A 25,969-nucleotide genomic window follows, 5' to 3' on the forward strand; every position below is an offset into this window, starting at 1 on the left:
CTTAAACAGGTCAGCTTGCTGTTTCTTATGCTCTGGCTGGGGTGGGGTGCCATGACTACTCCGGTGCAGGCCGAACGGATCAAGGATCTGGCCACGATCCAGGGCGTGCGGGCTAACCAGCTCATCGGATACAGTCTGGTGGTGGGGCTGGATGGCACGGGCGATCAGACCAGCCAGACGCCATTCACTGTGCAGACCATCGTCAGCATGCTGATGCAAATGGGCATCAATCTGCCGCCCGGCACCAATTTGCGGTTGCGGAACGTGGCAGCGGTGATGGTTACCGCTTCGCTGCCGCCATTTGCCCAACCAGGCCAGGTTATTGACGTGACGGTATCCAGCATGGGTAATGCCCGCAGCCTGCGCGGCGGCACGTTGCTGATGACTCCGCTCAAGGGTGCTGACGGCCAGGTTTACGGCATGGCGCAGGGTAATTTGCTGGTCGGCGGTTTCGGTGCTTCCGCCAGCGGCAGCCAGGTACAGGTCAATCACCTGAGTGTCGGGCGTATTACCGGCGGCGCGACAGTCGAGCGCGCGGTGCCTGTCGCCCTGGGCCAGGATAACGTCATCCGGCTTGAGCTTAACAGCACCGATTTTTCCAATACCAAAAGAATAGTGGACGCCATTAACGGGAAGTTCGGCACGGGTACCGCAGCGGCACTGGACGGCAGGGTGATCCAGGTACGTACCCCGGAGGGAAGCGACCAGCGCGTGGCATTCGTTGCGGACATGGAAAGCCTGAATATAAATCCGGCACCCACCTACGCCAAGGTCATCGTCAATAGCCGTACCGGTTCGGTGGTCATGAATCAGGCGGCTACGGTCGATGCCTGCGCCATTGCACACGGCAATCTATCGGTGGTCATCAGCACGGAACCGGTAATCAGCCAGCCGGGAGCATTTTCCAGCGGGCAAACGGTCCAGGCACAGCGCTCAACTATTGAGATCCGGCAGGAGTCCGGCATGCTCACCATGGTTGAGGGGGCCTCGCTGGCCGAGGTGGTAAAGGCCTTGAACGCGATCGGCGCGACGCCGCAGGATCTGCTGGCGATCCTGCAGGCGATGAAATCCGCCGGGGCACTGCGGGCGGATCTGGAAATCATCTAATGATGACTTCGGCCGACCTCTCGGGCAAATTTGCGCTTGATGTGCAGGCGGTCAATGAGCTGCGCACCGACGTTAAAAGAACCGACAAGGCCGGGCTTGAAGCTGCCGCAAAGCAATTCGAGGCCCTGTTCATGAACATGATGCTGAAGAGCATGCGGGAGGCGACTTCCCAGGATAGCTTGATGGATAGCGACCAAAGCCGTCTTTATACCTCCATGCTCGATCAGCAGGTGTCGCAAAGTATGGCTTCACGTGGCATTGGCCTGGCCGACATGATGGTGCGCCAATTGGGCCGCGGATTGCCGGTAGATTTGCCAGGAGAGGGTACTACGCCCGCTTCCGCACATTCTGGGACCGGTGTTTCGCCGCAGGCATCGCCGCAAGGGAACATACCCATACTACAGCAGCCGCCGCAGCAGAGCAGCGCGCTGACTCCGCAGCCCTCGCAGTTGCCACAGGCGCCACAGGCGCCTCAGCAGGCTGCACTTCAACCGGGATCGCAATCGCAAGTGGCCGAGTTTCAGTCCAAGTTGATGCCGCATGCGGTCCAGGCCAGCCAGACGACAGGTATACCGGCACGGTTTATGCTTGGACAAGCGGCGCTCGAGAGTGGATGGGGCAAACGCGAGATTCGCGCGGCGGATGGCACGCCCAGTCACAATCTGTTCGGCGTGAAGGCCGGCAGCAACTGGAAGGGCTCCGTGGTGGAAACGGTAACAACCGAATATGTCAATGGCGTAGCGCAGAAGAGCGTCGAAAAATTTCGTGCCTATTCCTCATACGCTGATGCCTTCCGCGACTATGCCAATCTGCTGCGCAACAATCCGCGTTATGCGGATGTAGTGGCGCAAGCGACGCAAGGGATCGATGCGGCGGGCTTCGCGCAAGGATTGCAGCGTGCGGGCTATGCCACTGATCCGAACTACGCGGATAAGTTGACCCGCATCATCAAGACGACGCAATGGTCCTGAGGGCCATCATCGCCGGTACTGCTGTCAATGTTCCGCCATCTTGCCGTTTGACCAGCGATGCGGGTGTAGAGTCATCGGGTGCCAACCGCTAAATATTTTCTGCTAGCAGCCGTTACATTGGATATAGCTATGGCCATCGCTATGAGTAAGGAGAAATTACATGGGTAACGGAATTTTCGGCATCGGATTGAGCGCGCTCAATGCCGCGCAGAGGGGATTGCTCGTTACCGGCCATAATGTCAGTAATGCAGCCACCCCCGGCTATACTCGCCAGCAGATCGTGCAGTCGACCAACCCGGCCCAAGGCACCAGCACCGGATTTATTGGCCAGGGAGCGAAGGTCGATATGGTGAGCCGTTCATATAATCAGTTTCTGACTCAGCAGGTTACGCAGGCAAAAACGGAATCTGCCCAGCTCGATACGTATTTTGCCCAAATGCAGCAGATTGATAAGCTGTTGGCAGATCCGAGCGGGAACCTTGGCCTCGCATCGGCACTCCAGAATTTTTTCGGAGGCGTGCAAGACGTCACCACCAATCCATCCGACATGCCTTCCCGGCAGTCGATGCTGTCCGGGGCGGAGGTGCTGGTGCGGCGCTTCCAGTCGCTGGATAGCCGCCTTAACGAAATCCAGGACGGAGTGAACACGCAAATAAAGGATAGCGTGTCGTTGATCAATACACTCGCAGCGCAGATCGGTAAACTGAATGCGACCATCAGCCAGGCTGAAGGCTCCGCCCGAGGCCAGCCGGCAAATGATCTGCGGGATCAGCGCGACGAGCTGGTGGGACAACTCAATCAGGAGATTCGTACCAATGTCGTGCAGCAGGGTGACGGTTCGTACAGCATCCTGATCGGCAACGGTCAGCCGTTATTGGTCGGCACCCAGGTTTTTCAGCTCGCGACGGCGACTTCTCCGACCGACGCGCGCCGTATCGACGTGACCTACGTTGCTGACGGTAGCAACACGCCGATCCGGGAATCGACTCTGGATGGCGGCAAGCTAGGCGGGTTATTGCAATTTCGCAGCGAATCGCTTGATGCGGCCCGCAATGGTCTGGGACGCGTCGCCATTGGCCTGGCGGGGACCTTCAATGAGCAGCACCGCATGGGGCAGGATTTGCACGGTAATCTGGGCGGTGATTTCTTTACCGTGCCGAGCCCTTCGGTGGCGGCCTCCGCCAATAATAGCGGCAGCGCGGTTATCGCCGCCGAAATCACCAGTTACAGCGCGCTCACCACCAGCGACTACCGTCTTCGTTACGATGGCGCCAATTACACCGTTACACGCCTGAGCAACGGTGTTGCGCAAGGAGCCGCGCAGACCTTTACCACCTTTCCACAGACGGTGGACGGCGTACGCCTGGATATTGCATCGGGCACCATTGCCGCGGGCGACGAATTCTTGATCCGGCCTACCGTAAACGGTGCCGGTCAGATTGGAGTCGCCATTCAGGACACCAGCCTGATCGCCGCCGCTGCGCCTATCCGCACCGATGCGCCGCTTGTGAATACCGGCACCGGACGCATCAGTGCCGGGACAGTCAACGCGCCGCCGCCGGCCGATCCCAACCTGCAACAGCCGGTAACGCTTACCTTCACCAGTGCCACCACATTTGACGTAAGCGGCACCGGCACCGGCAACCCCTCCGGTGTCACGTTCACGCCGGGCGGTACCATCAGCTACAACGGATGGACCGTTCAAATCACCGGTTCGCCCCAGCCGGGCGATACGTTCAGTATCGGCCCCAACACCAATGGCGTGGGTGACAATCGCAATGCCTTGCTATTAGGGGCATTACAAGGCAGCAACACCATGGCGGGCGGCACGATAAATTACCAGACCGCCTATGGTCAAATGGTCAGCCAGATGGGCAACAAGACCCGCGAGCTGGAAGTCACCAGCACTGCCCAGACCAATCTGGTAAGCCAGACCCAGGTTTTGCAGCAATCAGAGTCGGGGGTCAACCTGGATGAGGAGGCGGCCAACCTGCTGCGCTATCAGCAGGCGTATCAAGCAGCCGGCAAGATAATACAGACCGCCAGCCTGATGTTTGACACGCTGCTTGAGATGTCGAGATAGCAAAGCATTAAAGCTTCAGGAATGACTAGAAAACAGGCCGGATAGCAAAAAAAGTAAAGGAGAAATCACCATGCGCGTTAGCAGTAACACCAGTTATGAACTCGGTATCGCCGCCCTCAATCGCCAGCAAGCCGCGCAGGTCAAGACCCTGGAACAGATTAACAGTGGCACGCGTCTTCTTACGCCTTCGGAAAGCCCGGCAGCCTATGTTCGCGCGCTAGGGGTATCCCAGGCCGATGCCGGCAATACCCAGTATGCAGCTAACCGGCAGAGCGCCACGAGTAGCCTGGGGATGCTGGAAGGCACCCTGAAGGACGTAGTAAATCTGGTGCAGAATGCGCAGGAACTCGCTGTGTACGCAGGTAACGGTACGCTTAACGACAGCGGCCGTACTGCTATCGCTACCGAATTGCGCGGCAATCTTGATGAACTGCTGAGTCTTTCCAACCGTACCGACGCCAACGGGCAATACCTGTTTTCCGGCTATCAGGGATCGACCAAGCCTTTCGTGGATACAGGCAGCGGCGTGCAGTACATGGGCGACGATGGCATGCGCCTGGTACAGGCCAGCGATTCGCGCCAGCTTGCCGTGAACGCATCGGGGCAGGAGGTATTCGAACGCATTCCAGCTTCCGGCGGCGGCTACCAGAGTCTGTTCAAGACACTCTCTGATCTGATCGGCGTACTCGAAACCCCAGTCGTCACCGCTGCCGACAAGACTGCGCTCGCCAGCGGCTTGAACGCAGCCCAGAGCAATTTATCCAGCTCACTGGACAATGTGCTGCGCGTTCGCTCCGACGTGGGCACACGCATGAATGAAGTGGATACGCTCAACGATACAGGTGATGCGTTGAGCATTCAGTACAAGCAGCAGCTTGCCGACCTGCAGGATGTCGACTATGCCAAGGCCATTAGTAGCCTGACCCAGCAGCAAGCTTACCTGGAGGCGACGCAGAAGGCATTCCTGAAAGTGCAGGGGCTGTCGCTGTTTGATTATATTCGGTAATAATTGAACTGAAATAACGGCAAGTGAGCAAACTAAAGCTCAGAGTTGAAAAATATGAGCAACTTATTATTGATCATCATAGCTGCTTAATGATTGCGTGAATTCTGATTTAACTTAATAACTACATGAGTCTTTGCTAGGTAATTTTTAACGTAAGCTGCTGTGTAGAGTAAGTACATGAGTGTCATTTACGGCACATATATTAGCTATTTATCATGATAGTAATTATTTTAGGAATGCTCTAAAAAAATACAATCCATAAATGTTTGGAAGAATCTTCAAATTGAAGATTCTTCTATATCTGGAACTTTAAAAATTGTTGGTGTTCCGCTGCTGAATGCTTTTCCCACAGCAATAGCGTGCCTATGTCGCAGACGTGGTAAAGAAGATAAAAAATCTTTTCCCATGTAATTTCCCAGAAACTCTGCACTTGTGCGATCAAATTGCTGGAAAGCAACAATTGAGTTGCATTGCGTAAGAACATTTTTTGATACATTTGCGGTTCTCTGTGCGATCACAACAAAACCAACCCCATATTTCCTACCTTGGAGAGCGATTTGACTAATGCTGTTTACCACGGAACCGGCCCGCTTGTCCTCGGTACCAATAAAACTCCACTCCGGAATAATTGTATGGGCTTCTTCAAGAACAACACACACTTTTTTTCCCGCTAATTGGTTTGATTTAGCTAATTCGAAGAGTGCCTTAAAGAACCACTTCGTGTAGTCAAGAATACCAGCGGTATTGGCTACGTCAGGAAGTTCAAAGAGGGTAGCTTTTGTGTTACCTATTACAAATCTGTTAAGAGCATTCTTGAATCCCTCGCGCAAAATATTTTCGTGAGTGGCCAAAACGCTCTTATTCCGCTGATTGGGAAATTTTTCCAGCTCATCACCAATTTGGTCAATGGAGTCAAAAAGGCTAGCGGATATAGCAGCACTCAATAGTTCTTCACCAATTAGGTCGCCCAGTGTTACTTTATATTCATTTGTGAAATCCACACATATTACTTTTGTATCACTACTTGCAATCTGACGTATGAGATTTCTAGCAAAAACAGACTTTCCCGATCCTGTAACACCAAGCACCGCTAGGTGATGAGTTACAGCTAATTCGCGATTAATGAATATTGGAAAATTAGTACCAGGAATAGTTCCTATTTGATACTCTGAAGAAAGCGGTTGAATGGATTCAACTCCCTGGGCTTTGAATACTGGACGATTGATATTTGGTACCCAGCCGTATCTATCAAAGCTTCGATTCTCGCTATTCCATGAACCCAATTGTATTGCTTCTCCTATTGTTACCCCGGCCTCATCCCGAGACTCAAGCGATTCTATTCCTGTCACTCCTTCAACTACTTGGTACAACACCATTATCTCACCACAGCATACCTCCAGAAGATCACCCTCTTCTACAGATGCGTTAAAGGCATACTCAAACTTCAGCTTGTCGATTGTGGAGGCAGCAGAAACTGTCCCTGCAAGACGTTTCACTATACTTAGATCTCCATTTAATGAAAGTAGATGAACCACTCCTCTTTTAAGAAGTTTAGGTTTTATGTTTTTGTTTTTAAATTCATTAAATGAATCATCTACCAGAATCTTCATCCATCGTTGCGCATTCAATTCGTACGTCTCTATAACTAGTCCTGCGATCCAATCCTTACGCCCACCGATGCTTGAAGCAAACCCTACAATATTGAGCTTGGATACATAGGGTCCATTAGGATAGATCCGTGCCAGGAATATATTTTGTGATTGGATTCCAAACAGGCTAGCTACAGCAGTATCAGTATTTGTCGTAAGCGATGAAATTTGGATAATCGCTTTTTTTGGGTCGATTAGAAGTAAGATAATTGCATATGCTAATAGAATAATGAAAAGAGAAGACTGACTATCCACATAGAACAAAACACATAAGGCAAAGAAAGTGAACCAAAGAAATCGGCCATTGCCAAATCGAACAGCAATCACTTTTGCTATCGCTGATATTCGATTTGAAATCGCATCCTCTGGCTTATCACGATCAAGAAAAAGTAAAGATACAAGTGCGATGATTAGGATCATGCTGTTATATCCAAAAAACACCCAATACCAGTTACCTGTCTCCTTTAGGGACTCGTGCATAGGGGCAAGTATGAGAAGAATTGAAACTGACGACGCGATAACATCGGTGGGCCGGGTAAAAAAATGCTCAGCCAAAAATACCGTAAATGAAAGCATTATTAGGCATGAGAGGATAACAATTCCTTTATTGCCTACCACTTCGAATGGATTCCGCAAGGCTAGGTACACGATCAAAAGTAGTACAAGCGTTCCTACAAATATAATTACTCTTTGTTCTTTTGGCATGTATCCTCTTTATCTAAAAATATTTTGATAAGCCTGTATGCACTGAAACCAGAAATTAAGAATTGAAGAGGGCAGTTACTGCCGTTAAGAATTAGCTGATGAAACGATTAAATCCATGGAGAAGAAGGAATAAATGAGTTACTCCTATCGGAGTTTCATCTTACTGCCTTTAGCAGCCTTCACCATTGGACTTTGGTACACCTAACTGAAGGTAGGGTTATTGAGGTTAGCTTTTGTCCCCATGATTCTCCGTAGCGATACATGTCGCATTGAGGAGTATGATTTCCATCGCTAATTATCAGTTTGGCAGTCCGCGCGATTGTGTCAAAATCTCAGTCAAGGTGTAGCATCCTTTTCGGTGTAGCATCCTTTTCGTGGATGCGAACAATGAGCAACTACGCAAGGTTTCTGATACCAGATAGCTGCTTATTCTGAATGATAGAAACATCATTGCACGGATGAAAGATACGGATAACTCAGAAGAGAAAATAGAAGACCCCACGCACGCGGCGGAAGGGGAAGCGCAGTCGCTTGCCATCGTTGCCAATGCGCCCGGCATGGTATTTCAGTATGTCTGGTATGAGGATGGCCGACACACTATACCGTTTGTCAGCGATCAGTGTTTTAACCTGCTCGGCATCACGGTTGAGGCATTACAGGCTAATCCCGAGTTGTTTATGGATATCGTATTGCGGGAAGACCGGGAGGGTTTGCGCCGCTCCAGGGATCAATCAGCCACCAGATTGAATACGTGGAACTGGGAGGGCCGCCTGTGGATTGAGTCGTTCCGCGATGTAAAGTGGGTGAGCCTTCGGGCCAGTCCGCGCCGGGAGAAGGACATTGGCGTGATCTGGGAAGGCATCATCATCAATATCACGCAAAGCAGGCGGCGGGAGACGGAACTCAAGGAATCCCACGAACGCCTGAGGGAAGTATCATCGCATGTCATGGCGGCGAGGGAGCATGAGCGCATCCGCATCGCCCAGGAGATTCACGATGATCTTGGCGGCAATCTGACGGCTATCAAGATCGACCTGGACTGGCTGGGCCGTCATATCACGGATGAAGACTCGGTGTTGCTCGCAAAGATCCATACCATCGATCAGTTGGTCGACCGTACCATCGATTCGATACGGCGCATGTCCCGCGATCTGCGTCCCGGCATCATGGATTTCGGCATCGTTGCAGCAATCGAATGGGAGTCGGGTGAATTCAGCAAGCGGCTCGGCATTCCGTGCGAGGTCGTGTGCGCTCAGGAGGATATCGAACTGGACCAGGATGCGGCGGTCGCCGTATTCCGGATCTTTCAGGAAGCGCTTACCAACATTGCCAAGCATGGGCGGGCTTCGCATGTCTGGGTGCGGCTGGATGCGGATATATCCGCCAAAGGACAGCTGGAGCTGGAGGTGCGGGATAACGGTCGTGGCATTACGCCAGCGGACACGGGGAAGTTAAATTCTTTTGGCATTCGCGGCATGATCGAGCGCGCAGGTCTGCTCGACGGCAAACTGACCGTCAGCGGCGCGCCAGGGGAGGGCACTGCGGTGCATTTGTCGATCCCGCTTGGAGCGGGACCGGACAATCTCGCGATCTCACGATCGAACATCCGGCAGTCATAGCAGATGAATATACTGATTGTCGACGATCACGCCATTGTCCGGCAGGGCTTGCGGCAAATCCTGATGGAAAGCGGTGAAGCCATTTTTATCAAGGAAGCGGATTGCGGTTCCGACGCAATCCGGCAGGTACGCGAGGGCGAATGGAACGTGGTGGTGCTGGATATATCGCTGCCGGACAGGAGTGGTATCGAGGTTCTGAAGCAGATCAAGAAAGAGTATCCAAGAATTCCCGTGTTGATGCTCAGCATGCACGAAGAAGGTTTATATGCCATCCGGGCGCTGAAAGCGGGTGCATCAGGATATATTACCAAGCAAAGCGCGCCCGGCGAGCTGATGGCGGCTATCCGCCAGGTGGCGCGGGGACGCAAGTATCTCACCGCGACCCTGGCCGAGGCGATGGCGGATAGCCTGGGTGCCGATTATGAGCGGCCGCCTCACGAGACTCTTTCCGACCGGGAATACCAGACGTTGTGCCTGATCGCTTCGGGTAAGGGCCTCACCGATACGGCTGAGGAAATGCGCCTGTCCGTCAAGACCGTCAGCGTCTACCGCTCGCGGCTGCTGGAAAAGATGAAGCTCAAAAATAATGCCGAATTGACCCATTATGCTATTAAAAATGGGCTGGTCTAATCGGCGCACCGCCATTTCCTGTTATTCTGCTTTTACATTGGCGCGCAGGAAAGCGGCGTAATTCCCTTCATTGAGCGAGCCGCCCGCCAGCTCTAAAACACCCTGCGCCGCGTCCTCTTCGCTGGCGGTAAAGCGGTAGCCGTTCAGTTCGAGAAACAGGATGCCGATAACAAAGCCGGTAAGCTTGTTGCCATCTACAAAGGGATGGTTGCGCACGATGCCTGCTGTGTACGCCGTCGCCATGCCGATGATGTCAGGTGTATCCTCATAGGCGTAAAGCTGCTGCGGCCGTGCGAGGGCGGATTTCAGCAAGGCACCATCACGCAAGCCCGTAGCGCCGCCATGGAGCGCGAGCAAGCGATCATGCAGCGTAAGCGTGTCCCATTCTTCTATCCAAACCGGTTTCGTCACTTAGCCAGCGTGTGCAGTGTGTTGCGATAGCGGCTGATGATGTCTTCGGCCTTCGCCATTTTTTTTTCGAAGGCGGGATCATAGGAGGTCAGCCGGTAGCTGCCATCCGGCGCTTCGATCAGGAACAGAGGTTCTCCGTCTTTCGTGTGTAGACGGTTGATAACATCTTTGGGCAGGACGACTCCGAGCGAATTGCCAAATTTACGGACCTTGAGTTCAACCATGACGGTCTCCTATATTGTTATTACTATTGTAATAACATTTTAAACACTTTGGCAACCGTGTTGTTGCGTGGTTTTGATGGGTTACGCTACGCTTCACCTCATCCTGCATAAGCTTCATATCCAAGTTCAGATATAGAACGTGTATTTCTCATTAATCGAGAGATTGCACATCTCTCTGTCCGCTTGTCATAACGGTCTGATTATTTGTTGAGTCTCACGGTGGATGGCAGTAACTGGGAAGCTCCGGGCCGGTTGGAATTACGCAAAAAAATCTTGACAAACCGATTAAATATTTCTTTCGAGGCGCCGTTAATCAACATAACAGCGGTTGATCGGCCTCGGACTAATACGAGTGGATCAAAATCGAAAGCTGTAGGGTTCAATTCCATCACACTTTAATCGAGGAGATTTTGAAATGGCTGCAATTATCAACACCAACGTAATTTCGCTGAATGCGCAACGCAACCTTAGCAGTTCGCAAAGCGCGCTTGCCACCTCCCTGCAACGCTTGTCTTCCGGCATGCGCATCAACAGCGCCAAGGACGACGCGGCGGGATTGGCGATTTCCGATCGGATGACTTCCCAGATTCGCGGTCTGAACCAGGCGGCGCGCAACGCCAACGACGGCATCTCGATGGCGCAGACTGCCGAGGGCGCGCTGGGAGAAATCGGCAACAACTTGCAGCGCATTCGCGAGCTGGCGGTGCAATCGCGCAATGCCAGCAACAGTGTTAGCGACCGTACCGCGCTCAACAACGAAGTCCAGCAGCTCAAGGATGAAATCGACCGGGTATCTTCAACGACCGCATTCAACGGCATCAAGCTGCTCGATGGCACATTTACCAATCAGGCATTCCAGGTTGGCGCCAACGTCGGCGAAACCATCTCCATCAGCGGCCTGGTCAACGCACAGAGCACATCTCTAGGCACGAGCACCAGCAGCACCGCCAATGTTACCGGCGTCGCCGCCACGGCTTTCACCGCGATCACCGCGGGTGACCTGACCATCAACGGCACCAGCGTGGGCGCGGTTGCCGCCGGTGGTAACGCCGTGACGCAGGGTGCCAACATTGCAGCTGCCATCAACACGGTATCGGATACCACCGGCGTTACCGCCACCGCCGACGCCGCCGGCCTGGTCTCGCTGACCAACGTATCGGGCAACACCACAGTCGTGGCCTTTGCCGGCGCCTCCGCCACCACGGCGACCACCGGCCTGACAGCCGCCACGACCGCGGTAACGACCGCGACGGGCGCGGGATTCGCGAATCTGGACATCAGCAATACTACCAATGCCGACTTCGCCATCGCTGCGATGGATTCGGCACTGAGCGCACTCAATGCGGGCCGTGCCGACCTGGGTGCCTATCAGAACCGTTTCTCATCGGCGATCTCAAACGTGCAAACCGCCGCGGAGAATCTGACCGCATCGCGCAGCCGTATCGTCGATACCGATTTTGCGGCTGAAACCGCCACATTGTCGAGGAACCAGGTGCTGCAACAGGCGGGTACGGCGATGCTGGCCCAGGCCAATGCCATGCCGCAGTCCGTGCTGGCGCTGCTGAGAGGATAACTGAAGGAATCAGTCTTACCCAAAGCTGATTGGCGGATGCAACCCCGGGGCGGCGCCTCCAGGGTTGCATTTGCGCCTCAGTCGTTCATGATGGTTTATGTTTTCTGCAGGACGAGTGCTCGCGAAGCGCAGTCCAATATCCAATAACCCCCAGGCACCCGCTTCCCTCCTTGATGACTTACGCTACGCTTTACCCATCCTGCATAAAGTAAGCGTTGCCGGGGCTCTTGCATGCGCTTCGCAATGCAATGAGGCCAGGATGTTTTGGTGCGGGCTTCTCACCGCTGTTTTTATGGTCGAAATCCGGATATACGGTGTGGATTACCCGCTAATCGTTGGATTGCACAACGTCCCCTCCGCTTATCATTCCAAGTCTGGCTATTTGTCATTGACGTTCTGAGAAATCTTGATAAATCGATTAAATTTATTTTGTGAGGCGCCGTTAATCAACATAACAGCGGTTGATCAGCCTTGGATTTGGGTGGATCAAAGTCGAAAGCTGTAGGGTTTAATTCCATCACACTTTAATCGAGGAGATTTTCAAAAATGGCTGCAATTATCAACACCAACGTAATTTCGCTGAATGCGCAACGCAACCTTAGCAGTTCGCAAAGCGCGCTTGCCACCTCCCTGCAACGCTTGTCTTCCGGCATGCGCATCAACAGCGCCAAGGACGACGCGGCGGGATTGGCGATTTCCGATCGGATGACTTCCCAGATTCGCGGCCTGAACCAGGCGGCGCGCAACGCCAACGACGGCATCTCGATGGCGCAGACCGCCGAGGGCGCGCTGGGAGAAATCGGCAACAACCTGCAGCGCATTCGCGAGCTGGCGGTGCAATCGCGCAATGCCAGCAACAGTGTTAGCGACCGTACCGCGCTCAACAACGAAGTCCAGCAGCTCAAGGATGAAATCGACCGGGTATCTTCAACGACCGCATTCAACGGCATCAAGCTGCTCGATGGCACATTTACCAATCAGGCATTCCAGGTTGGCGCCAACGTCGGCGAAACCATCTCCATCAGCGGCCTGGTCAACGCACAGAGTTCAGCTCTGGGCTCCACGACCAGTACTACAGCCAATGTTACGGGCGTCGCCGCCACGGCTTTCACCGCGATCACTGCGGGTGACCTGACCATCAACGGCACCAGCGTGGGCGCGGTTGCCGCCGGTGGTAACGCCGTGACACAGGGCGCCAACATTGCGGCCGCCATCAACACGGTGACGAATACTACCGGTGTAATCGCCACGGCCGACGCAGCCGGCCTGGTCTCGCTGACCAATATGTCGGGCAGCAATACGGTCGTGGCTTTTGCCGGCGCCTCCGCCACCACGGCGACCACCGGCCTGACAGCCGCCACGACCACTGCGACAACGACTACTGTCGCCGGTTTTTCAGGGGTGGATATCGGCAATACGTGGGGTGCCGACATTGCTATTGCCTCAATGGATTCGGCGCTGAGCGCGCTCAATGCGGGCCGCGCCGACCTGGGTGCCTATCAGAACCGTTTCTCGTCGGCGATCGCGAATGTGCAAACCGCTGGAGAGAACCTGACCGCATCACGCAGCCGTATCGTCGATACCGATTTTGCGGCTGAAACCGCCACATTATCGAGGAACCAGGTGCTGCAACAGGCGGGTACGGCGATGCTGGCCCAGGCCAATGCCATGCCGCAGTCCGTGCTGGCACTGTTGAGAGGTTAACCAGGCAGGCGATTAACCGGTCAAGAGCCGGTTATCAGGAACGAATCCGGGGGTGATCCTCCCGGATTCGAGTTTTGAAATCAAACGCTTTGTAATCCGATTCGACTGAAGTCGGATTACAAAGATAGCAGCGAATCGAATAAACCCGTGCCGGATCGCCAGCAAGCTTCCAGCAGCGTGGTAAATGGGACCAATAGGACCAATAGGACCAATAGGACCCTAACGAGTATAGGCGGAGACATGGGCATATCTGCAGCAGGCATTGGCTCGAATCTGGATGTGGATGGAATCGTCAGCCAGTTGATGGCGGTCGAACGGCAGCCGCTTACGCTGCTGGCGAAACGCGAGACCGACTACCAGGCGAAGCTGTCCGCGTACGGGACACTGAAAGGCGCGCTGGCATCGTTCCAGACGGTGATGAAAGGAATGGCTGATGGGACCAAGTTTCAAGCGCTCACAGCCAGCCCGGGGGATGCTTCCATATTAACCGCTACGGCCAATGCCACTAATAAAGCGGTGCCGGGCAGCTACTCAATAGAGGTACAGCAACTGGCGCAACAGCAGAAAATCCGTTCCGACGGCTTTGCCAGCACCGCCAGCGTGGTGGGTAGCGGTACCCTGACGATTCAGTACGGGAGTTACGACAGCGGTAGCAACAGCTTCACCCTGAACAGCGCAAAACCGGCGCAGATGGTGACTATCGATCCGTCCAACAACACGCTTGCCGGCGTGCGCGATGCGATCAATACCGCCAATATCGGCGTTAGTGCGACGATCATCAACGATGGCACCAGCAACAGGCTGGTGTTGACCGCAAAGGATACCGGCGCCGCCAGCAGCATCAAGATCACTACCGCTGACAGCGATGGCGTCAATCTGGACGCGGCCGGCTTGTCCCGGCTCGCCTTCGACCCGACGGCGGCTGCAGGTTCCGGCAAGAATCTGACCGAAGTGCAGGCTGCGCAGGACGCCAAACTTGTAATCGATGGGATCGCCATCAGCAAAGGCTCGAACATCGTTACCGATGCAATTGAAGGTGTGACGCTCAATCTCCTCAAGAGCAGTATCGGCACCCCGACCACGCTAGCGGTGGCGCGTGACAGCGCTGGCATCAAGGCGTCAGTCGAAGCATTCGTCAAGTCTTACAACAATGTCAACCAGACGCTTTCGGATCTCAGTTCCTATAACGCAGCGGCAAAAAAGGGCGGCATATTGCAGGGCGACTCGGCAGCTTTATCGATTCAGACCCGCATTCGCGCCACGCTATCGGCCGCGGTGGGAGGCGTGTCGGGCGGCATTGATTCATTGTCCCAGATAGGCGTCGCTTTCCAGAAAGATGGCAGCCTGGCGTTGGATTCCACCAAGCTCCAGACAGCGCTCGACAATGGCTTCGATGGCATCGCCGGTCTGTTTGCCGTGCGTGGCACGCCGACGGACAGCCTGGTTTCCTATGGCGGAGCCACCAATAAGACGGCAGCTGGAAATTATGCGGTCGCGGTTACGCAACTTGCGGCCCAAGGCAGCCTCATCGGCAGCCAGGCGGCGGGATTGGGCATTATCGCCGGAGTCAACGACCAATTGAATATCAATGTGGATGGCGTAGCGGTCAGCGTCACACTTGCCGCAGGGACTTACGCATCGGCGGATGCGCTGGCGGCTGAGGTGCAAAGCAAGCTGAACGGCGCCGCCGGCCTGATGGGTGCGGGTAGTTCAGCCGTGGTTTCACAAGCAGCCGGGGTACTCAGCATCACGTCGGCACGCTATGGTTCCGCCTCCAGTGTCACCGTCACGGGTGGTAACGGTGCCGCCGGTCTGATGGGTGCAAGTCCCGCGTCGGCGGCCGGAGTGGATGTGGCCGGCACTATCAACGGTGTAGCCGCGACCGGAACGGGACAGACTCTCGCGGCTGCAACCGGGAACGCCGCAGAGGGCTTGCGCCTGACCATCAACGGCGGCGCGCTGGGCGTCCGCGGTACCATCAGTTTTTCGCGCGGTTACGCCGATCAGTTGAACACGCTGGCGGCAGACCTGTTGACGAGCGACGGCATCATCGCCAGCCGCACCGACGGCATTAATGCCAGTATCAAGGATATTGATCGCCGCCAGGAGGACTTTACCCGCCGCCTGGAGGGTATCGAGGCGCGTTACCGGGCGCAGTTCACCGCGCTGGACACGATGCTCAGCAGCCTGAACCAGACCAGCCAGTTTTTTGAGCAGCAACTGGCCAGCCTGCAACAAAACAAATCTTAAAAGGAGAAATCTGATATGTACACCGCGTCCGGCTATGGCATTCATGGCGTCAGCGCCTACGCCCGGGTGGGCCTGGAAACCGGCGTTATCGCGGCTAGTCCGCACAAGCTTATTCTGATGCTGTTCGAGGGTGCGCGCACTGCGTTGTCATCCGCTCTCCTCCATATGAGAAATGGCGAAATTACCCCCAAGGGGGAAGCAATTTCCAAAGCCATTGCGATCATCAGTTCCGGGCTGCAGGCCAGCCTCGATGTCAAGGCCGGTGGCGAACTGGCCCAGCAGCTTCATGCGCTCTACGATTATATGAGCCGCCGGCTGTTACAGGCCAATCTGCACAACAAACCCGAGTATATCGAGGAAGTGGCCCGCCTGCTGGGCGAACTGAACGAAGCATGGGAAGCGATAAGTTTATCCCCTTCGTCACAAGCGGGGGATTCCAGTGTTCAAGCAGCCGGGCTTGCCGCCGGTTATGGAAAGGCATGAATCCCATGAATACCATGAATAGCACGGATACGCTCGCCGCCTACCAGAACATCTCCAATGTTACCGGCGAAATGGTCGCAGCTGCCCAAGCCGGTGAATGGGACCGTCTGACGGTACTGGAACGGCATTACGCCACACTGGTGTCGCGTCTCGCGACCGCGCAGCCTGCGCGGCTTACAAACGAAATGCTCCGGCAGAAAATTGAATTGATTCACAAAATCCTGGCTGACGATGCCGAAATACGCAGCCACACCGAGCCCTGGCTGGGGCGTGTGCAGAGTTTGCTCGGCAATGCGGGAATGGAACGGCGTTTACGCCGCGCGTACGATCAGGAGCCGGGTGGCGCATAACAAACCGGATGGGGCGGCGACCTTACAAAGTACCCTGGACACATCGATATGTTTGCATTCAATGCACTCAACGCATTAACCCGTATTTATCCCGGCCTAGCGCTGGCGCGCCGGCAATCCGGCGACACCCAGTTGCTGGCGGGACTGGAACCGGGCCAGCGGCTGCGGGCCACAGTACAGAATAGTCTCGCCAACGGCGAGTTTATGGTGGCGCTGGATGCCCGCAATGCAGGCAATACGGGGAGCGGGCAGACGTTACACATGAAGCTGCCCGCAGGAGTCAGCTCAGGTGACGTGTTGAACCTGATATTTGTCTCCCGCGAGCCCCAGCCAACATTCACGCTTAGCACCGAGGCGTCGTCTGTGGGAGTTTTTTCACGACTGAGCGAGACTGGCCGTCTTATCGATAGTCTGCTGCGCCACCCGATCTTCCCGAGTGGCTCCGCAACGTCGTCAAGCGCCACTTCCTTTCGTTTTCCGTTGCTCGCCACACCGCCGGCCGATGGCGCTGACCTGGCGCGGAGCCTGGAAAGCGCTCTTGGCCGTAGCGGGCTATTCTACGAATCCCATCTGGCGCAGTGGGTCGCGGGCACAAGGTCGTTGGCGGAACTGCTGCTGGAGCCGCAGGCGCGCCTGTCCGGACAGCCGATCCGGTTTTTTGCGGATGCCAAGTCGAACGCAGCCATTGCGCTCCATAACAATAGCGCTGATGATACCGTCACCGCTGACGCCACGTTTGCATCCGAGGAGGCGCCCGATCCGGTGCATCCTTCTGCCTTGGCTCTTGTGCGGCAACAACTGGAAGCTTTCGAGATGCGCCATTTTTCCTGGCAGGGTGTGGCATGGCCCGGTCAGACCATTGCATGGGAGGCGCTCGAAGAAGCACCGCAAGAGCCAGAAGAGCGGGAAGAGCCGGATCAGCCCGCCGCGGCCTGGCAAACCCGCTTGCGGTTGACGTTGCCGAACCTGGGGCTAATTACCGCCAGCTTGCGGCTCAACACTTGTGGCACGGGCGAGATGAGCAGCGTGGATGTGCGGCTCACCGCGGCGGAGTCAATGACGGCGACCGCTCTACGGGCAGGCGTTGCACCGCTGGCGAATGATCTGGAATCCGTTGGAATCAAACTGCTGAACATGGGCGTGGATCTTGATGAAGAGGCCTGATCCACGCGAAGCCGCTGTCGCGTTGGCCTATCGTGCCGGGCAATCCGCCCCGCAAGTCGTGGCCAAGGGACGTGGCCTGGTTGCCGAGAGCATTATCAGGAAGGCGCGAGACCACGGCGTCTACGTGCATGAGTCAGCGGAGCTGGTATCGCTATTAATGCAAGTGGATCTGGATCAACGTATCCCGCCCCAACTGTACCAGGCGGTAGCGGAATTGCTCGCCTGGCTTTACAAACTGGAGGCGGGTGCGGCCCTTCCACTTCCCTATAAGGCTTTGCCCTCTCCATCTGAATCAACCGGAAGGACGGATGCCCTTCTACTCGACAAACGAGGCACCCTGCCGAATAAACCACCAGATCGATAAATGCCAGTTTTACACCGGCATGTTCATGATGTCCTGATATGCCATGACAAGTTTGTTGCGAACCTGCAGGGTATATTGGAGTGAAATGTTCGCTTTTTGCATCGAGATCATCGCTTCGGTCAAATTGGCGCCTGGTGCACCCATTTCAAAATCCTGCATGAGTTTTGCGGCATTTTGCTGCGAATTATTGACCTGATCCAGCGAGTGTTTGAGTACCGTGCTGAAATCAACGCGTCCACCTTCATTCGTTTCGCGTACGCCTGGCGTGGTTGCGCCGGATACCGGTTTGCCGGAAGCCACCGCCGCACCGGCCCGCAATTGCGCGAGCATTGCGTCTATCTTCGATACATCCATACGGTCCCCACTTTTCATATCCGAATATGCGCACGATAGCATTCCCACCTTAAATCCGTGCCCTGAAATGGCGGTAAAACTGGCTTCTGTTCTCCGCTTTAAATTCGGCCGGGACATTGATAATGCTGTCATTCGGTTAAAGCAAGCGTTGCATCCAATGATTGGACGCGAGTTGCGTTCGATGATCGCGAGCAGGAAAACACTTTTGATTGATATTGAATCACCGGGGAGAGCATGATGACGGCGGGCGCGGAAGCGGTTGCGGTAAGCAGTCCAATGAGTTTGAGTGGTCCACAAATTTTCCTGAGCCGGATGTCCAGCCAGCAAAAGATGGGTTTTATGCTGGCCGTTTCCGCCATCATTGCATTACTCGCGGGCGGCTGGATGTGGAGTCAGGCTCCCGACTACAAGGTGCTGTTCAGTAACGTGTCCGACCGCGACGGCGGCGCCATTATTGCAGCCCTGCAGCAAATGAACGTGCCGTATAAATACGCCGACGGTGGCGGCGCCATCCTGGTGCCTGCCAAGGAAGTACACGATGCCCGTCTCAAGCTTGCTGCACAAGGGTTGCCCAAAGGCGGCCTGGTGGGCTTCGAGTTGATGGAAAACCAGAAATTTGGTACCAGTCAGTTTCTTGAACAAGTGAATTTCCAGCGCGCACTGGAAGGGGAACTTGCACGTTCGGTCCAGGCGCTGGCGGCGGTCAGCAGCGCCCGCGTTCATCTGGCCATGGCCAAGCAATCGGTATTCATGCGTGAACAACAGAAACCCAGTGCCTCGGTGCTGGTTAATCTTTACCCGGGACGCACACTTGATCCGCAGCAGGTGAATGCGATCGTGCACCTGGTATCGAGCAGCGTTCCAAATCTGCCCATCAAGAATGTGACGGTGGTGGACCAGAGCGGCAGCCTTCTAAGCAAGACGGATGAAGCCAATCCCGGCACCGGCTTGGACCCCAACCAGTTGAAGTACGTGCAGGCATTGGAGCAAAGCTACGTGAAACGGATCGAGGCAATCCTGATTCCGATCGTCGGACAGGAAAACGTGCGTGCCCAGGTTGCGGCAGATGTGGATTTCGCCCATTCGGAGCAGATGGATGAGCGCTACAAGCCCAATCAGACGCCGGAAAGTGCCGCGTTGCGCAGTCAGCAGACGTCGGAATCGATGACCTCCGGTCAAGGCGAAGGCGGGGTGCCCGGCGCGCTTTCCAATCAGCCTCCCGCGCCTGCGACAGCCCCGATTACGATAACTCCGGCCACGCCGCCCAATCAGGCGCCGATACCCGGATCGCCTGGCGCACCCGCCCAGGCAGGCGGCGAGCCCGCCGCCCCAGCCGCGCCACCGTTGCCCGTCAATACGCGCAAGGATGCCACCACCAACTATGAAGTGGACAAAACCATCCAGCATGTGCGCAAGCAGGTTGGCGGGATCAGGCGGCTGTCGGTTGCGGTGGTGGTCAATCACCGCAGGGTGACGGACGAGAAGGGAATAACCAGCATGCAACCGCTGGGCGAAGCGGAAAAGGCACAGATCATGGATCTGGTAAAAGAAGCCATGGGTTTCAGCAGGGAGCGCGGCGATACCCTGAACGTGGTCAACAGTCCCTTTACGGATATAGAGAAAGAACCTGTGCCGGAGCTTCCCTTGTGGCAGCAACCGGAGATGATCGAGCTTGCCAAGGAAGTCGGCAAGAATGTGTTGATCGGCGCACTGATTCTGTATCTGGTACTCGGCGTACTGCGGCCGATGCTGAAGCGCATGAGCCAGCCACCGGCGCCGGCGCCTGCATTACTAACCGAGGATAATGAGGATCAAGAGATGCAGTCGACGTCTGATATAAAACAAACGCCGCAGCTCTCCCAGTATGATGAAAAGCTGGCTATGGCCCGGCAAATGGCAAGGGACGACCCGAAGATGGTGGCGACGGTGGTCAAGAAGTGGGTGGCCGGCCATGACTGAGCTGGGTGTCAATAAAAGCGCAATCCTGCTCATGTCGCTGGGCGAGGACGAAGCGGTACAAGTGCTGAAGCATCTCACCCCCCGCGAGGTGCAGAAGGTTGGCACCGCCATGGCAAAGATCAAGAATTTGAGCCGGGATCAGATCGATAGCGTGATCAGTGATTTCTGCAGCCAACCGAAAGATAAGACGACTGCGCTTTCTCTCGACCCGGAGGGCTATGCCCGTTCGGTACTTCATAAAGCGTTGGGCGAGGACAAGTCCGCGGATCTTATCAGCCGCATTCTGGAAGGTAGCGATACCAGCGGCATAGAGGGCCTCAAATGGATAGATTCGCCGTCGGTGGCAGAGCTGATCAAGAGCGAGCATCCGCAGATTATCGCCACCATCCTGGTGCATCTCGACCGTGATCAGGCAAGCGAGATTCTGGGACAGCTCCCCGAGCTGCTGCGCAACGACGTGCTGCTGCGCATTGCCACGCTTGATGGTATCCAGCCCTCCGCATTGCGGGAACTCAACGATGTGCTGACCGACCTGCTGTCGGGGAGCGAGAATATCAACAAAAGTCCGGTGGGGGGCACCCGCACCGCGGCGGAAATCATCAATTTCATGGGCAGTGCGGCTGAGACTTCAGTACTCGACAATTTGCGCGAATTCGATCCGGATCTGGCCCAGAAAATAATAGACCAGATGATCGTATTCGAAAACCTGATGGATATCGATGACCGCGGTATACAGCTGGTGCTGCGCGAGATCCAATCCGACACGCTCATTATCGCGCTGAAAGGCGCCGCGCCGGAACTGCGGGAGAAAATATTCAAGAACATGTCCAGCCGGGCTTCAGAAATGCTGCGCGAAGATCTGGAAGCAATGGGTCCAGTGAAAGTGCGAGAGGTAGAGGCCCAGCAGAAGCAAATACTGCAGGCCGTCCGGCGGCTCGCCGATGAGGGTCAGATCGCATTCGGCGGCAAGGGCGAAGAGAGCTACGTTTAACCCGATAATCCATTAAGGCACTAGCACCCGGGTAGGTTTGGAGAGCCGCCTGATGGATTATCCGGGCTTGAATAAATAGTCTCCCTGTAAATTTGGTTTCAGATTTTGAATTCATAAAGGCGCTTCAAATTTCGACTCCCAGCCGGGAGGGAATAACGCAGGAAATAACAGCCAATGGTCAGTCAAATTATTCCCAGAGAACACCTCGCCACTTATGAGCGCTGGGAAATGAGCGCCTTCAAAAAAACCGGTGCCTCCGCCATGGCACCGGCATTCGGTTTCGAGATCGAGGAGCCGGAACAGCAGTCAGCGGTCATTCTGCCTACTGTCGAGCAGATCGAGCGGATACATCAGGAGGCGCAGCAGGAAGGCTACGTGACGGGGCACAAGGCGGGTCAAGAGGCGGGTTACGGGGCGGGTTATGAAGCCGGGCGCGAACAGGCCACGATGGAAGCTGAAAGATTGCAGAGCCTGCTCAGCGGTTTCCAGCGGGCATTGACTGACGCCGATCGGACCATCGGCAACGATTTGCTTGCTCTGGCTCTCGATCTTGCCAAGCAAATGGTACGCGAGGCCCTCAGAGTGAAGCCAGAACTCGTGTTAACGATAGTGCGCGAAAACATACACCATGAGTCCGCATTCAGCCAGCCGCCACAGTTATACCTGCACCCGGAGGATGCCGCTCTGGTACGCGAATACCTGAACCACGAGCTCAACGACTGCACAGTGCACGTCGACACCCGTCTGGAGCGTGGCGATTGCAGGGTAAAGACGGGCCACGGCCAGGTCGATGCCACCCTTGCTACCCGGTGGCAGCGTATCACGCAAGCACTGGGACAGAATAGCGCCTGGCTGGAACAACCCTAAACCCGACGGATGAACAATGACGCAAATTCCTGCCCATAACCCGATCGACGCCCATGCCGGCCGATGGCGCGGCTTCCTCAATGGCTGCAGTGATATAGCAGCCGGTACCGAATCCTTTCAGCGGTCAGGCAGCCTCACTCGCGTCACCGGGCTGGTAATGGAAGCGGTCGGGCTCAAGCTTGCGGTGGGCAGCGGTTGCACGGTGCTGATGCCCAACGGCAACAGGGTGGAGGCGGAGGTAGTGGGCTTTCACGGGGAGCGGCTTTACCTGATGCCGACCCAGGATGTGTTCGGGCTGACACCTGGCGCCAAGGTCATTCCGTGGGAAAACACCATGAACCCCGCAACATTGTCCGAGCCCGGCGCTGCCAGTCATCCGCGCCGCCGCGCATCCGACCGGGTCAGGCATTTCCCGGTGGGGGAAGGCTTGCTGGGGCGGGTGCTCGATGGTACGGGGCGTCCGCTGGATGGGCTCGGGCCATTAAAGGCCGAGCGTGACGCGCCGCTTGTCAACCAGTCGTTCAACCCGCTTGACCGGGAACCCATCAAGCAAATATTGGATGTCGGAGTACGTGCCATCAATGCGCTGCTCACTGTGGGGCGCGGCCAACGCATGGGTCTGTTTGCCGGTTCCGGGGTGGGGAAGAGCGTCTTGCTCGGCATGATGGCACGCTATACCAGTGCCGATGTGATTGTGGTCGGATTGATTGGTGAGCGGGGCCGCGAGGTCAAGGAATTTATTGAACAAATCCTGGGTCCGGAAGGGCTGGCCCGCTCAGTGGTGGTTGCCGCGCCGGCCGATACCTGGCCCTTGATGCGATTACAGGGTGCATCCTACGCCACGTCCATTGCCGAGTATTTTCGCGACCAGGGCAAGAATGTGCTGTTGATCATGGATTCGCTTACGCGATACGCCATGGCTCAGCGGGAGATTGCGCTGGCGATCGGGGAGCCACCCGCCACCAAGGGATATCCGCCTTCTGTATTCGCCAAGCTGCCGCAGCTGGTGGAGAGGGCCGGAAACGGCATCAAGGGCGGTGGCTCGATTACCGCATTTTATACCGTATTGACCGAAGGAGATGACCAGCAGGATCCTATCGCCGATTCGGCACGTGCGATTCTCGACGGGCACATTGTCTTGTCGCGCCAGCTTGCGGAAGGCGGCCACTATCCGGCCATCGACATTGAAGCTTCGATAAGCCGTGCCATGTCCGGGCTGATTACACCTGAATACTTCGAACAGGTGCGCGGTTTCAAGCAACTCTACTCACGTTATCAGCGTTCGCGCGATCTGATCAGTGTCGGCGCTTACGCGCCGGGGAGTGATCCATTGCTGGATCGGGCAATCATGCTGCATCCTCAGCTGGAGGCTTTCCTTCAGCAGGGTATGTTCGAGTGCGCCGATTATACGGACAGCGCCGCTAAATTAGGTACATTGCTCGCCCCACGAGGCTGATTAATCTTATTGAACCCTGACCGAGATCCTGATTAAAAAATGGCAAAACAATCTGCTTTGGATACCCTGCTCGAGCTTGCTCAGACGCGCACCGACGATGCGGCAAAACGCCTGGGTGCGCTAAATGCGCAAGGGTTGGACATGGAAGCGAAACTGGCGTTGCTGGTGCAATACTGGCAGGAATACTCCGCTCGCTTCCAGGCTTCCATGCAGCAGGGGATAACAGCATCTGATTGGCGCAACTACCAGGAATTTCTTAACAAGCTTGACGCCGCCGTTGTGCAGCAACGCGAGCTTCTGGCCGCCACACAGCAACGCGTCGAGGTTGGCCGGATGGCCTGGCAGTCGGCCACGCGCACCCTCAAATCCTATCACACGCTGGCACAGCGTCAGATGAGAGCGGAATTACTGCACCTGGCAAGGCACGAACAAAAGGAAACCGACGAGCGTGCAGTGAATGCCGCCGCGCGTCCGAAAGAATCGTACTAAGCGTACAACCACCCACCTTATGACAATCGGGAATATGCGATGCTAACCTCAGCCATGCTACAGAATTCGCCAAGTAATATATCGTCTTCCGCAGTCAGGAATACCGCCCACGCTAATGCCGATGAGGATATGCAGACTCCCAGCTTCGGCAAGGCGCTGGCTCAGGAAATGAACACTAAAGGCAATGCGCCTGAAACCCGTCCAGCGGATATGAATGCAAAGGCCGGCGATATCCCCAAGGAGACGGATACGGCAGCCGGCGATTCAAAAAATATGACGGATGCCAAGGATTCAACGGAATTGGAGGATTCGCGAGATTTGAAGGATACAAAGGAATTGAAGGAATTGGAGAATTCAAAGGATATGAAAGACATGAAAGATATGCAAGACACGAAGGACGTGAAGGATTTGAAGGGCAGGGCCGTCAACACCCTGGAGATGCAGGAAACAAGGGAAATGAAGATTGATACGGCCGCCGCCTCTCCCCAATTGATGGATCTTGCCGGCATCCTGCACGGTCTGATCGCCGCGTACCGGCCTGAAGGCAGAACCGACGCTCAAACCAATACCGCAACCGATGGTGCAAATGCTTTAACCGATATACGGGCGGATCTGGCAGCTACCGCCGACCCGCAGGCCAATCTCGGGGCCATGCAGCCCAGCCTGGCCGCTGTGCATCTCGGTAAAGATGGAAAACCTGGGGTGCCTGATGCAGCGGCAATCGCGGATACCAGCGATCTAATGCTCGGGAACCCCGGCATGCTGGCCGCTGCGTTGACGACACCGGCAAGAGCGAAACACGCCACAGATATCCAGGATATCCGCAGTGGGGCGGCAATCAAGCTGGAGCCGGATGCCACGCAGAGCGATTTGCAACCAATCGAGGCTGGTGTGCCGGCATTCGATCAGTCCATCAACACCGCAGGGCCTGGAAAATCGTTGCTGGAATCCGCGCTCAGCGCGCCCAAGGATTTCCCTATGGCGGAACCTCCCGTTGCGGGATTACCCAATACGCCGATGCCGCTGGGTGCCGTATCGGCTGAACGCAGTGTTGCGCCTGCCGCTGGCGCATTTGCTCATGCCGCGTTCGGGCTGGAACCTCGTATTGGCGCGACCGGCTGGGACAACGCCTTGGGACAGAAAGTCCTGTGGATGGCTTCCAGTCAGCAGCAGGTTGCGGAGTTGACGCTTAATCCGCCCGATCTGGGTCCCTTGCAAGTGGTCTTGTCCGTCACCAATGACCAGGCCAGCGCAACATTTATTTCGCAAAACATTGATGTGCGGCAAGCGCTGGAAGCCGCACTGCCGCGACTCAGGGAAATGATGGCGGACAGCGGGATCAACCTGGGCGAAACCACAGTCAGCGCCGACACTTCGCAACGGCAGGGGGCATTCGAGCAGCAGGATCGCTCTCATGCACGCAGTGGAAGCAGGGAAACAATGACTGGGCCGAATATCGAAAGCACCGGCATCGGCATGAGCCATATTCATGCCGGTGGGAACCGGTTGGTGGACACGTTTGCCTAGCAGTCTGTTGGACTTAAAGGAAATCGGCTACAG

General features: G+C 55.7%; 23 protein-coding genes. 19 read left to right on the top strand and 4 right to left on the bottom strand.

The window, feature by feature from the left end; translation table 11 throughout:
* The first annotated feature begins 27 nt into the window (after window positions 1–27).
* From BLO43_RS00905 to flgL, 4 genes are all read left to right on the top strand, one after another.
* Window positions 28–1,107 (top strand): flagellar basal body P-ring protein FlgI, encoded by a 1,080-nt coding sequence (locus tag BLO43_RS00905; RefSeq protein WP_302847667.1) that lies wholly within the window; start codon window positions 28–30, stop codon window positions 1,105–1,107.
* Window positions 1,107–2,078 (top strand): flagellar assembly peptidoglycan hydrolase FlgJ, encoded by a 972-nt coding sequence (gene flgJ / locus BLO43_RS00910; protein ID WP_175443809.1) that lies wholly within the window; start codon window positions 1,107–1,109, stop codon window positions 2,076–2,078. The genes BLO43_RS00905 and flgJ overlap by 1 nt, the downstream gene beginning before the upstream one ends.
* 160 nt (window positions 2,079–2,238) lie before the next feature.
* On the top strand, window positions 2,239–4,161 hold the full coding sequence (flgK, locus tag BLO43_RS00915; protein WP_090905170.1) for a flagellar hook-associated protein FlgK: 1,923 nt from the start codon (window positions 2,239–2,241) through the stop codon (window positions 4,159–4,161).
* 70 nt (window positions 4,162–4,231) lie between these two features.
* Entirely contained in the window at window positions 4,232–5,167 is a 936-nt protein-coding gene (gene flgL, locus BLO43_RS00920) for a flagellar hook-associated protein FlgL (RefSeq protein ID WP_090905172.1), read from the top strand.
* A gap of 278 nt (window positions 5,168–5,445) precedes the next feature.
* On the opposite strand, the gene BLO43_RS00925 is transcribed toward flgL, so the two are convergent.
* Complete coding sequence (locus BLO43_RS00925) at window positions 5,446–7,521, bottom strand: ATP-binding protein (RefSeq protein ID WP_090905173.1); 2,076 nt, start codon at window positions 7,519–7,521, stop codon at window positions 5,446–5,448.
* Between the two features lie 458 nt (window positions 7,522–7,979).
* On the opposite strand from BLO43_RS00925, the gene BLO43_RS00930 reads away from it, so the two are divergent.
* Window positions 7,980–9,140 carry a sensor histidine kinase gene (locus BLO43_RS00930; protein ID WP_254773258.1) on the top strand — a complete coding sequence of 387 codons (1,161 nt, stop codon included), beginning with the start codon at window positions 7,980–7,982 and terminating at the stop codon, window positions 9,138–9,140.
* A gap of 3 nt (window positions 9,141–9,143) precedes the next feature.
* Complete coding sequence (locus BLO43_RS00935) at window positions 9,144–9,770, top strand: response regulator (RefSeq protein ID WP_090905176.1); 627 nt, start codon at window positions 9,144–9,146, stop codon at window positions 9,768–9,770.
* Between the two features lie 21 nt (window positions 9,771–9,791).
* Here the strand turns inward: BLO43_RS00935 and BLO43_RS00940 are convergent, their stop codons facing one another.
* Together BLO43_RS00940 and BLO43_RS00945 are read right to left on the bottom strand one after the other, a co-directional pair.
* On the bottom strand, window positions 9,792–10,181 hold the full coding sequence (locus BLO43_RS00940) for a type II toxin-antitoxin system death-on-curing family toxin (protein WP_090905178.1): 390 nt from the start codon (window positions 10,179–10,181) through the stop codon (window positions 9,792–9,794).
* Entirely contained in the window at window positions 10,178–10,405 is a 228-nt protein-coding gene (locus tag BLO43_RS00945) for an AbrB/MazE/SpoVT family DNA-binding domain-containing protein (protein ID WP_074632070.1), read from the bottom strand. Before BLO43_RS00945 ends, BLO43_RS00940 begins: the two co-directional genes overlap by 4 nt.
* A 415-nt stretch (window positions 10,406–10,820) precedes the next feature.
* On the opposite strand from BLO43_RS00945, the gene BLO43_RS00950 reads away from it, so the two are divergent.
* From BLO43_RS00950 to BLO43_RS00985, 7 genes are all read left to right on the top strand, one after another.
* On the top strand, window positions 10,821–11,978 hold the full coding sequence (locus BLO43_RS00950; RefSeq protein ID WP_090905180.1) for a flagellin N-terminal helical domain-containing protein: 1,158 nt from the start codon (window positions 10,821–10,823) through the stop codon (window positions 11,976–11,978).
* A gap of 546 nt (window positions 11,979–12,524) precedes the next feature.
* Window positions 12,525–13,682: a flagellin N-terminal helical domain-containing protein gene (locus BLO43_RS00960; protein ID WP_074632072.1), complete on the top strand. Its 1,158-nt coding sequence runs from the start codon at window positions 12,525–12,527 to the stop codon at window positions 13,680–13,682.
* Window positions 13,683–13,922: 240 nt separating this feature from the next.
* Complete coding sequence (fliD, locus tag BLO43_RS00965; RefSeq protein ID WP_090905184.1) at window positions 13,923–15,932, top strand: flagellar filament capping protein FliD; 2,010 nt, start codon at window positions 13,923–13,925, stop codon at window positions 15,930–15,932.
* Window positions 15,933–15,947: 15 nt separating this feature from the next.
* Window positions 15,948–16,415, top strand: a complete 468-nt coding sequence (fliS, locus tag BLO43_RS00970) for a flagellar export chaperone FliS (protein ID WP_090905186.1) — start codon at window positions 15,948–15,950, stop codon at window positions 16,413–16,415.
* On the top strand, window positions 16,412–16,765 hold the full coding sequence (locus tag BLO43_RS00975; protein WP_254773259.1) for a flagellar protein FliT: 354 nt from the start codon (window positions 16,412–16,414) through the stop codon (window positions 16,763–16,765). Before fliS ends, BLO43_RS00975 begins: the two co-directional genes overlap by 4 nt.
* A 48-nt stretch (window positions 16,766–16,813) precedes the next feature.
* Complete coding sequence (locus tag BLO43_RS00980; protein ID WP_090905188.1) at window positions 16,814–17,929, top strand: flagellar hook-length control protein FliK; 1,116 nt, start codon at window positions 16,814–16,816, stop codon at window positions 17,927–17,929.
* Window positions 17,916–18,293, top strand: a complete 378-nt coding sequence (locus tag BLO43_RS00985) for an EscU/YscU/HrcU family type III secretion system export apparatus switch protein (RefSeq protein ID WP_090905190.1) — start codon at window positions 17,916–17,918, stop codon at window positions 18,291–18,293. The genes BLO43_RS00980 and BLO43_RS00985 overlap by 14 nt, the downstream gene beginning before the upstream one ends.
* A 9-nt stretch (window positions 18,294–18,302) precedes the next feature.
* Here the strand turns inward: BLO43_RS00985 and fliE are convergent, their stop codons facing one another.
* Window positions 18,303–18,665 (bottom strand): flagellar hook-basal body complex protein FliE, encoded by a 363-nt coding sequence (fliE, locus tag BLO43_RS00990; RefSeq protein WP_090905816.1) that lies wholly within the window; start codon window positions 18,663–18,665, stop codon window positions 18,303–18,305.
* 219 nt (window positions 18,666–18,884) lie between these two features.
* Here fliE and fliF point away from each other — a divergent pair, with 219 nt between their 5' ends.
* From fliF to BLO43_RS01020, 6 genes are all read left to right on the top strand, one after another.
* Complete coding sequence (gene fliF / locus BLO43_RS00995; protein WP_090905192.1) at window positions 18,885–20,606, top strand: flagellar basal-body MS-ring/collar protein FliF; 1,722 nt, start codon at window positions 18,885–18,887, stop codon at window positions 20,604–20,606.
* Window positions 20,599–21,597: a flagellar motor switch protein FliG gene (gene fliG, locus BLO43_RS01000; RefSeq protein ID WP_090905194.1), complete on the top strand. Its 999-nt coding sequence runs from the start codon at window positions 20,599–20,601 to the stop codon at window positions 21,595–21,597. Before fliF ends, fliG begins: the two co-directional genes overlap by 8 nt.
* Before the next feature lie 174 nt (window positions 21,598–21,771).
* Entirely contained in the window at window positions 21,772–22,464 is a 693-nt protein-coding gene (locus BLO43_RS01005; RefSeq protein WP_090905196.1) for a flagellar assembly protein FliH, read from the top strand.
* A gap of 16 nt (window positions 22,465–22,480) precedes the next feature.
* Window positions 22,481–23,920, top strand: coding sequence for a flagellar protein export ATPase FliI (fliI, locus tag BLO43_RS01010; protein WP_090905198.1), 1,440 nt, complete (start codon window positions 22,481–22,483; stop codon window positions 23,918–23,920).
* A 39-nt stretch (window positions 23,921–23,959) separates the two neighbouring features.
* On the top strand, window positions 23,960–24,409 hold the full coding sequence (gene fliJ / locus BLO43_RS01015) for a flagellar export protein FliJ (protein WP_090905200.1): 450 nt from the start codon (window positions 23,960–23,962) through the stop codon (window positions 24,407–24,409).
* Window positions 24,410–24,448: 39 nt separating this feature from the next.
* Window positions 24,449–25,936, top strand: coding sequence for a flagellar hook-length control protein FliK (locus tag BLO43_RS01020; RefSeq protein WP_217628002.1), 1,488 nt, complete (start codon window positions 24,449–24,451; stop codon window positions 25,934–25,936).
* Window positions 25,937–25,969: the final 33 nt, after the last annotated feature.

Origin of the sequence: Nitrosospira sp. Nsp13 (assembly GCF_900101945.1) — a bacterium.
GTDB classification, from domain to species: domain Bacteria; phylum Pseudomonadota; class Gammaproteobacteria; order Burkholderiales; family Nitrosomonadaceae; genus Nitrosospira; species Nitrosospira multiformis_D.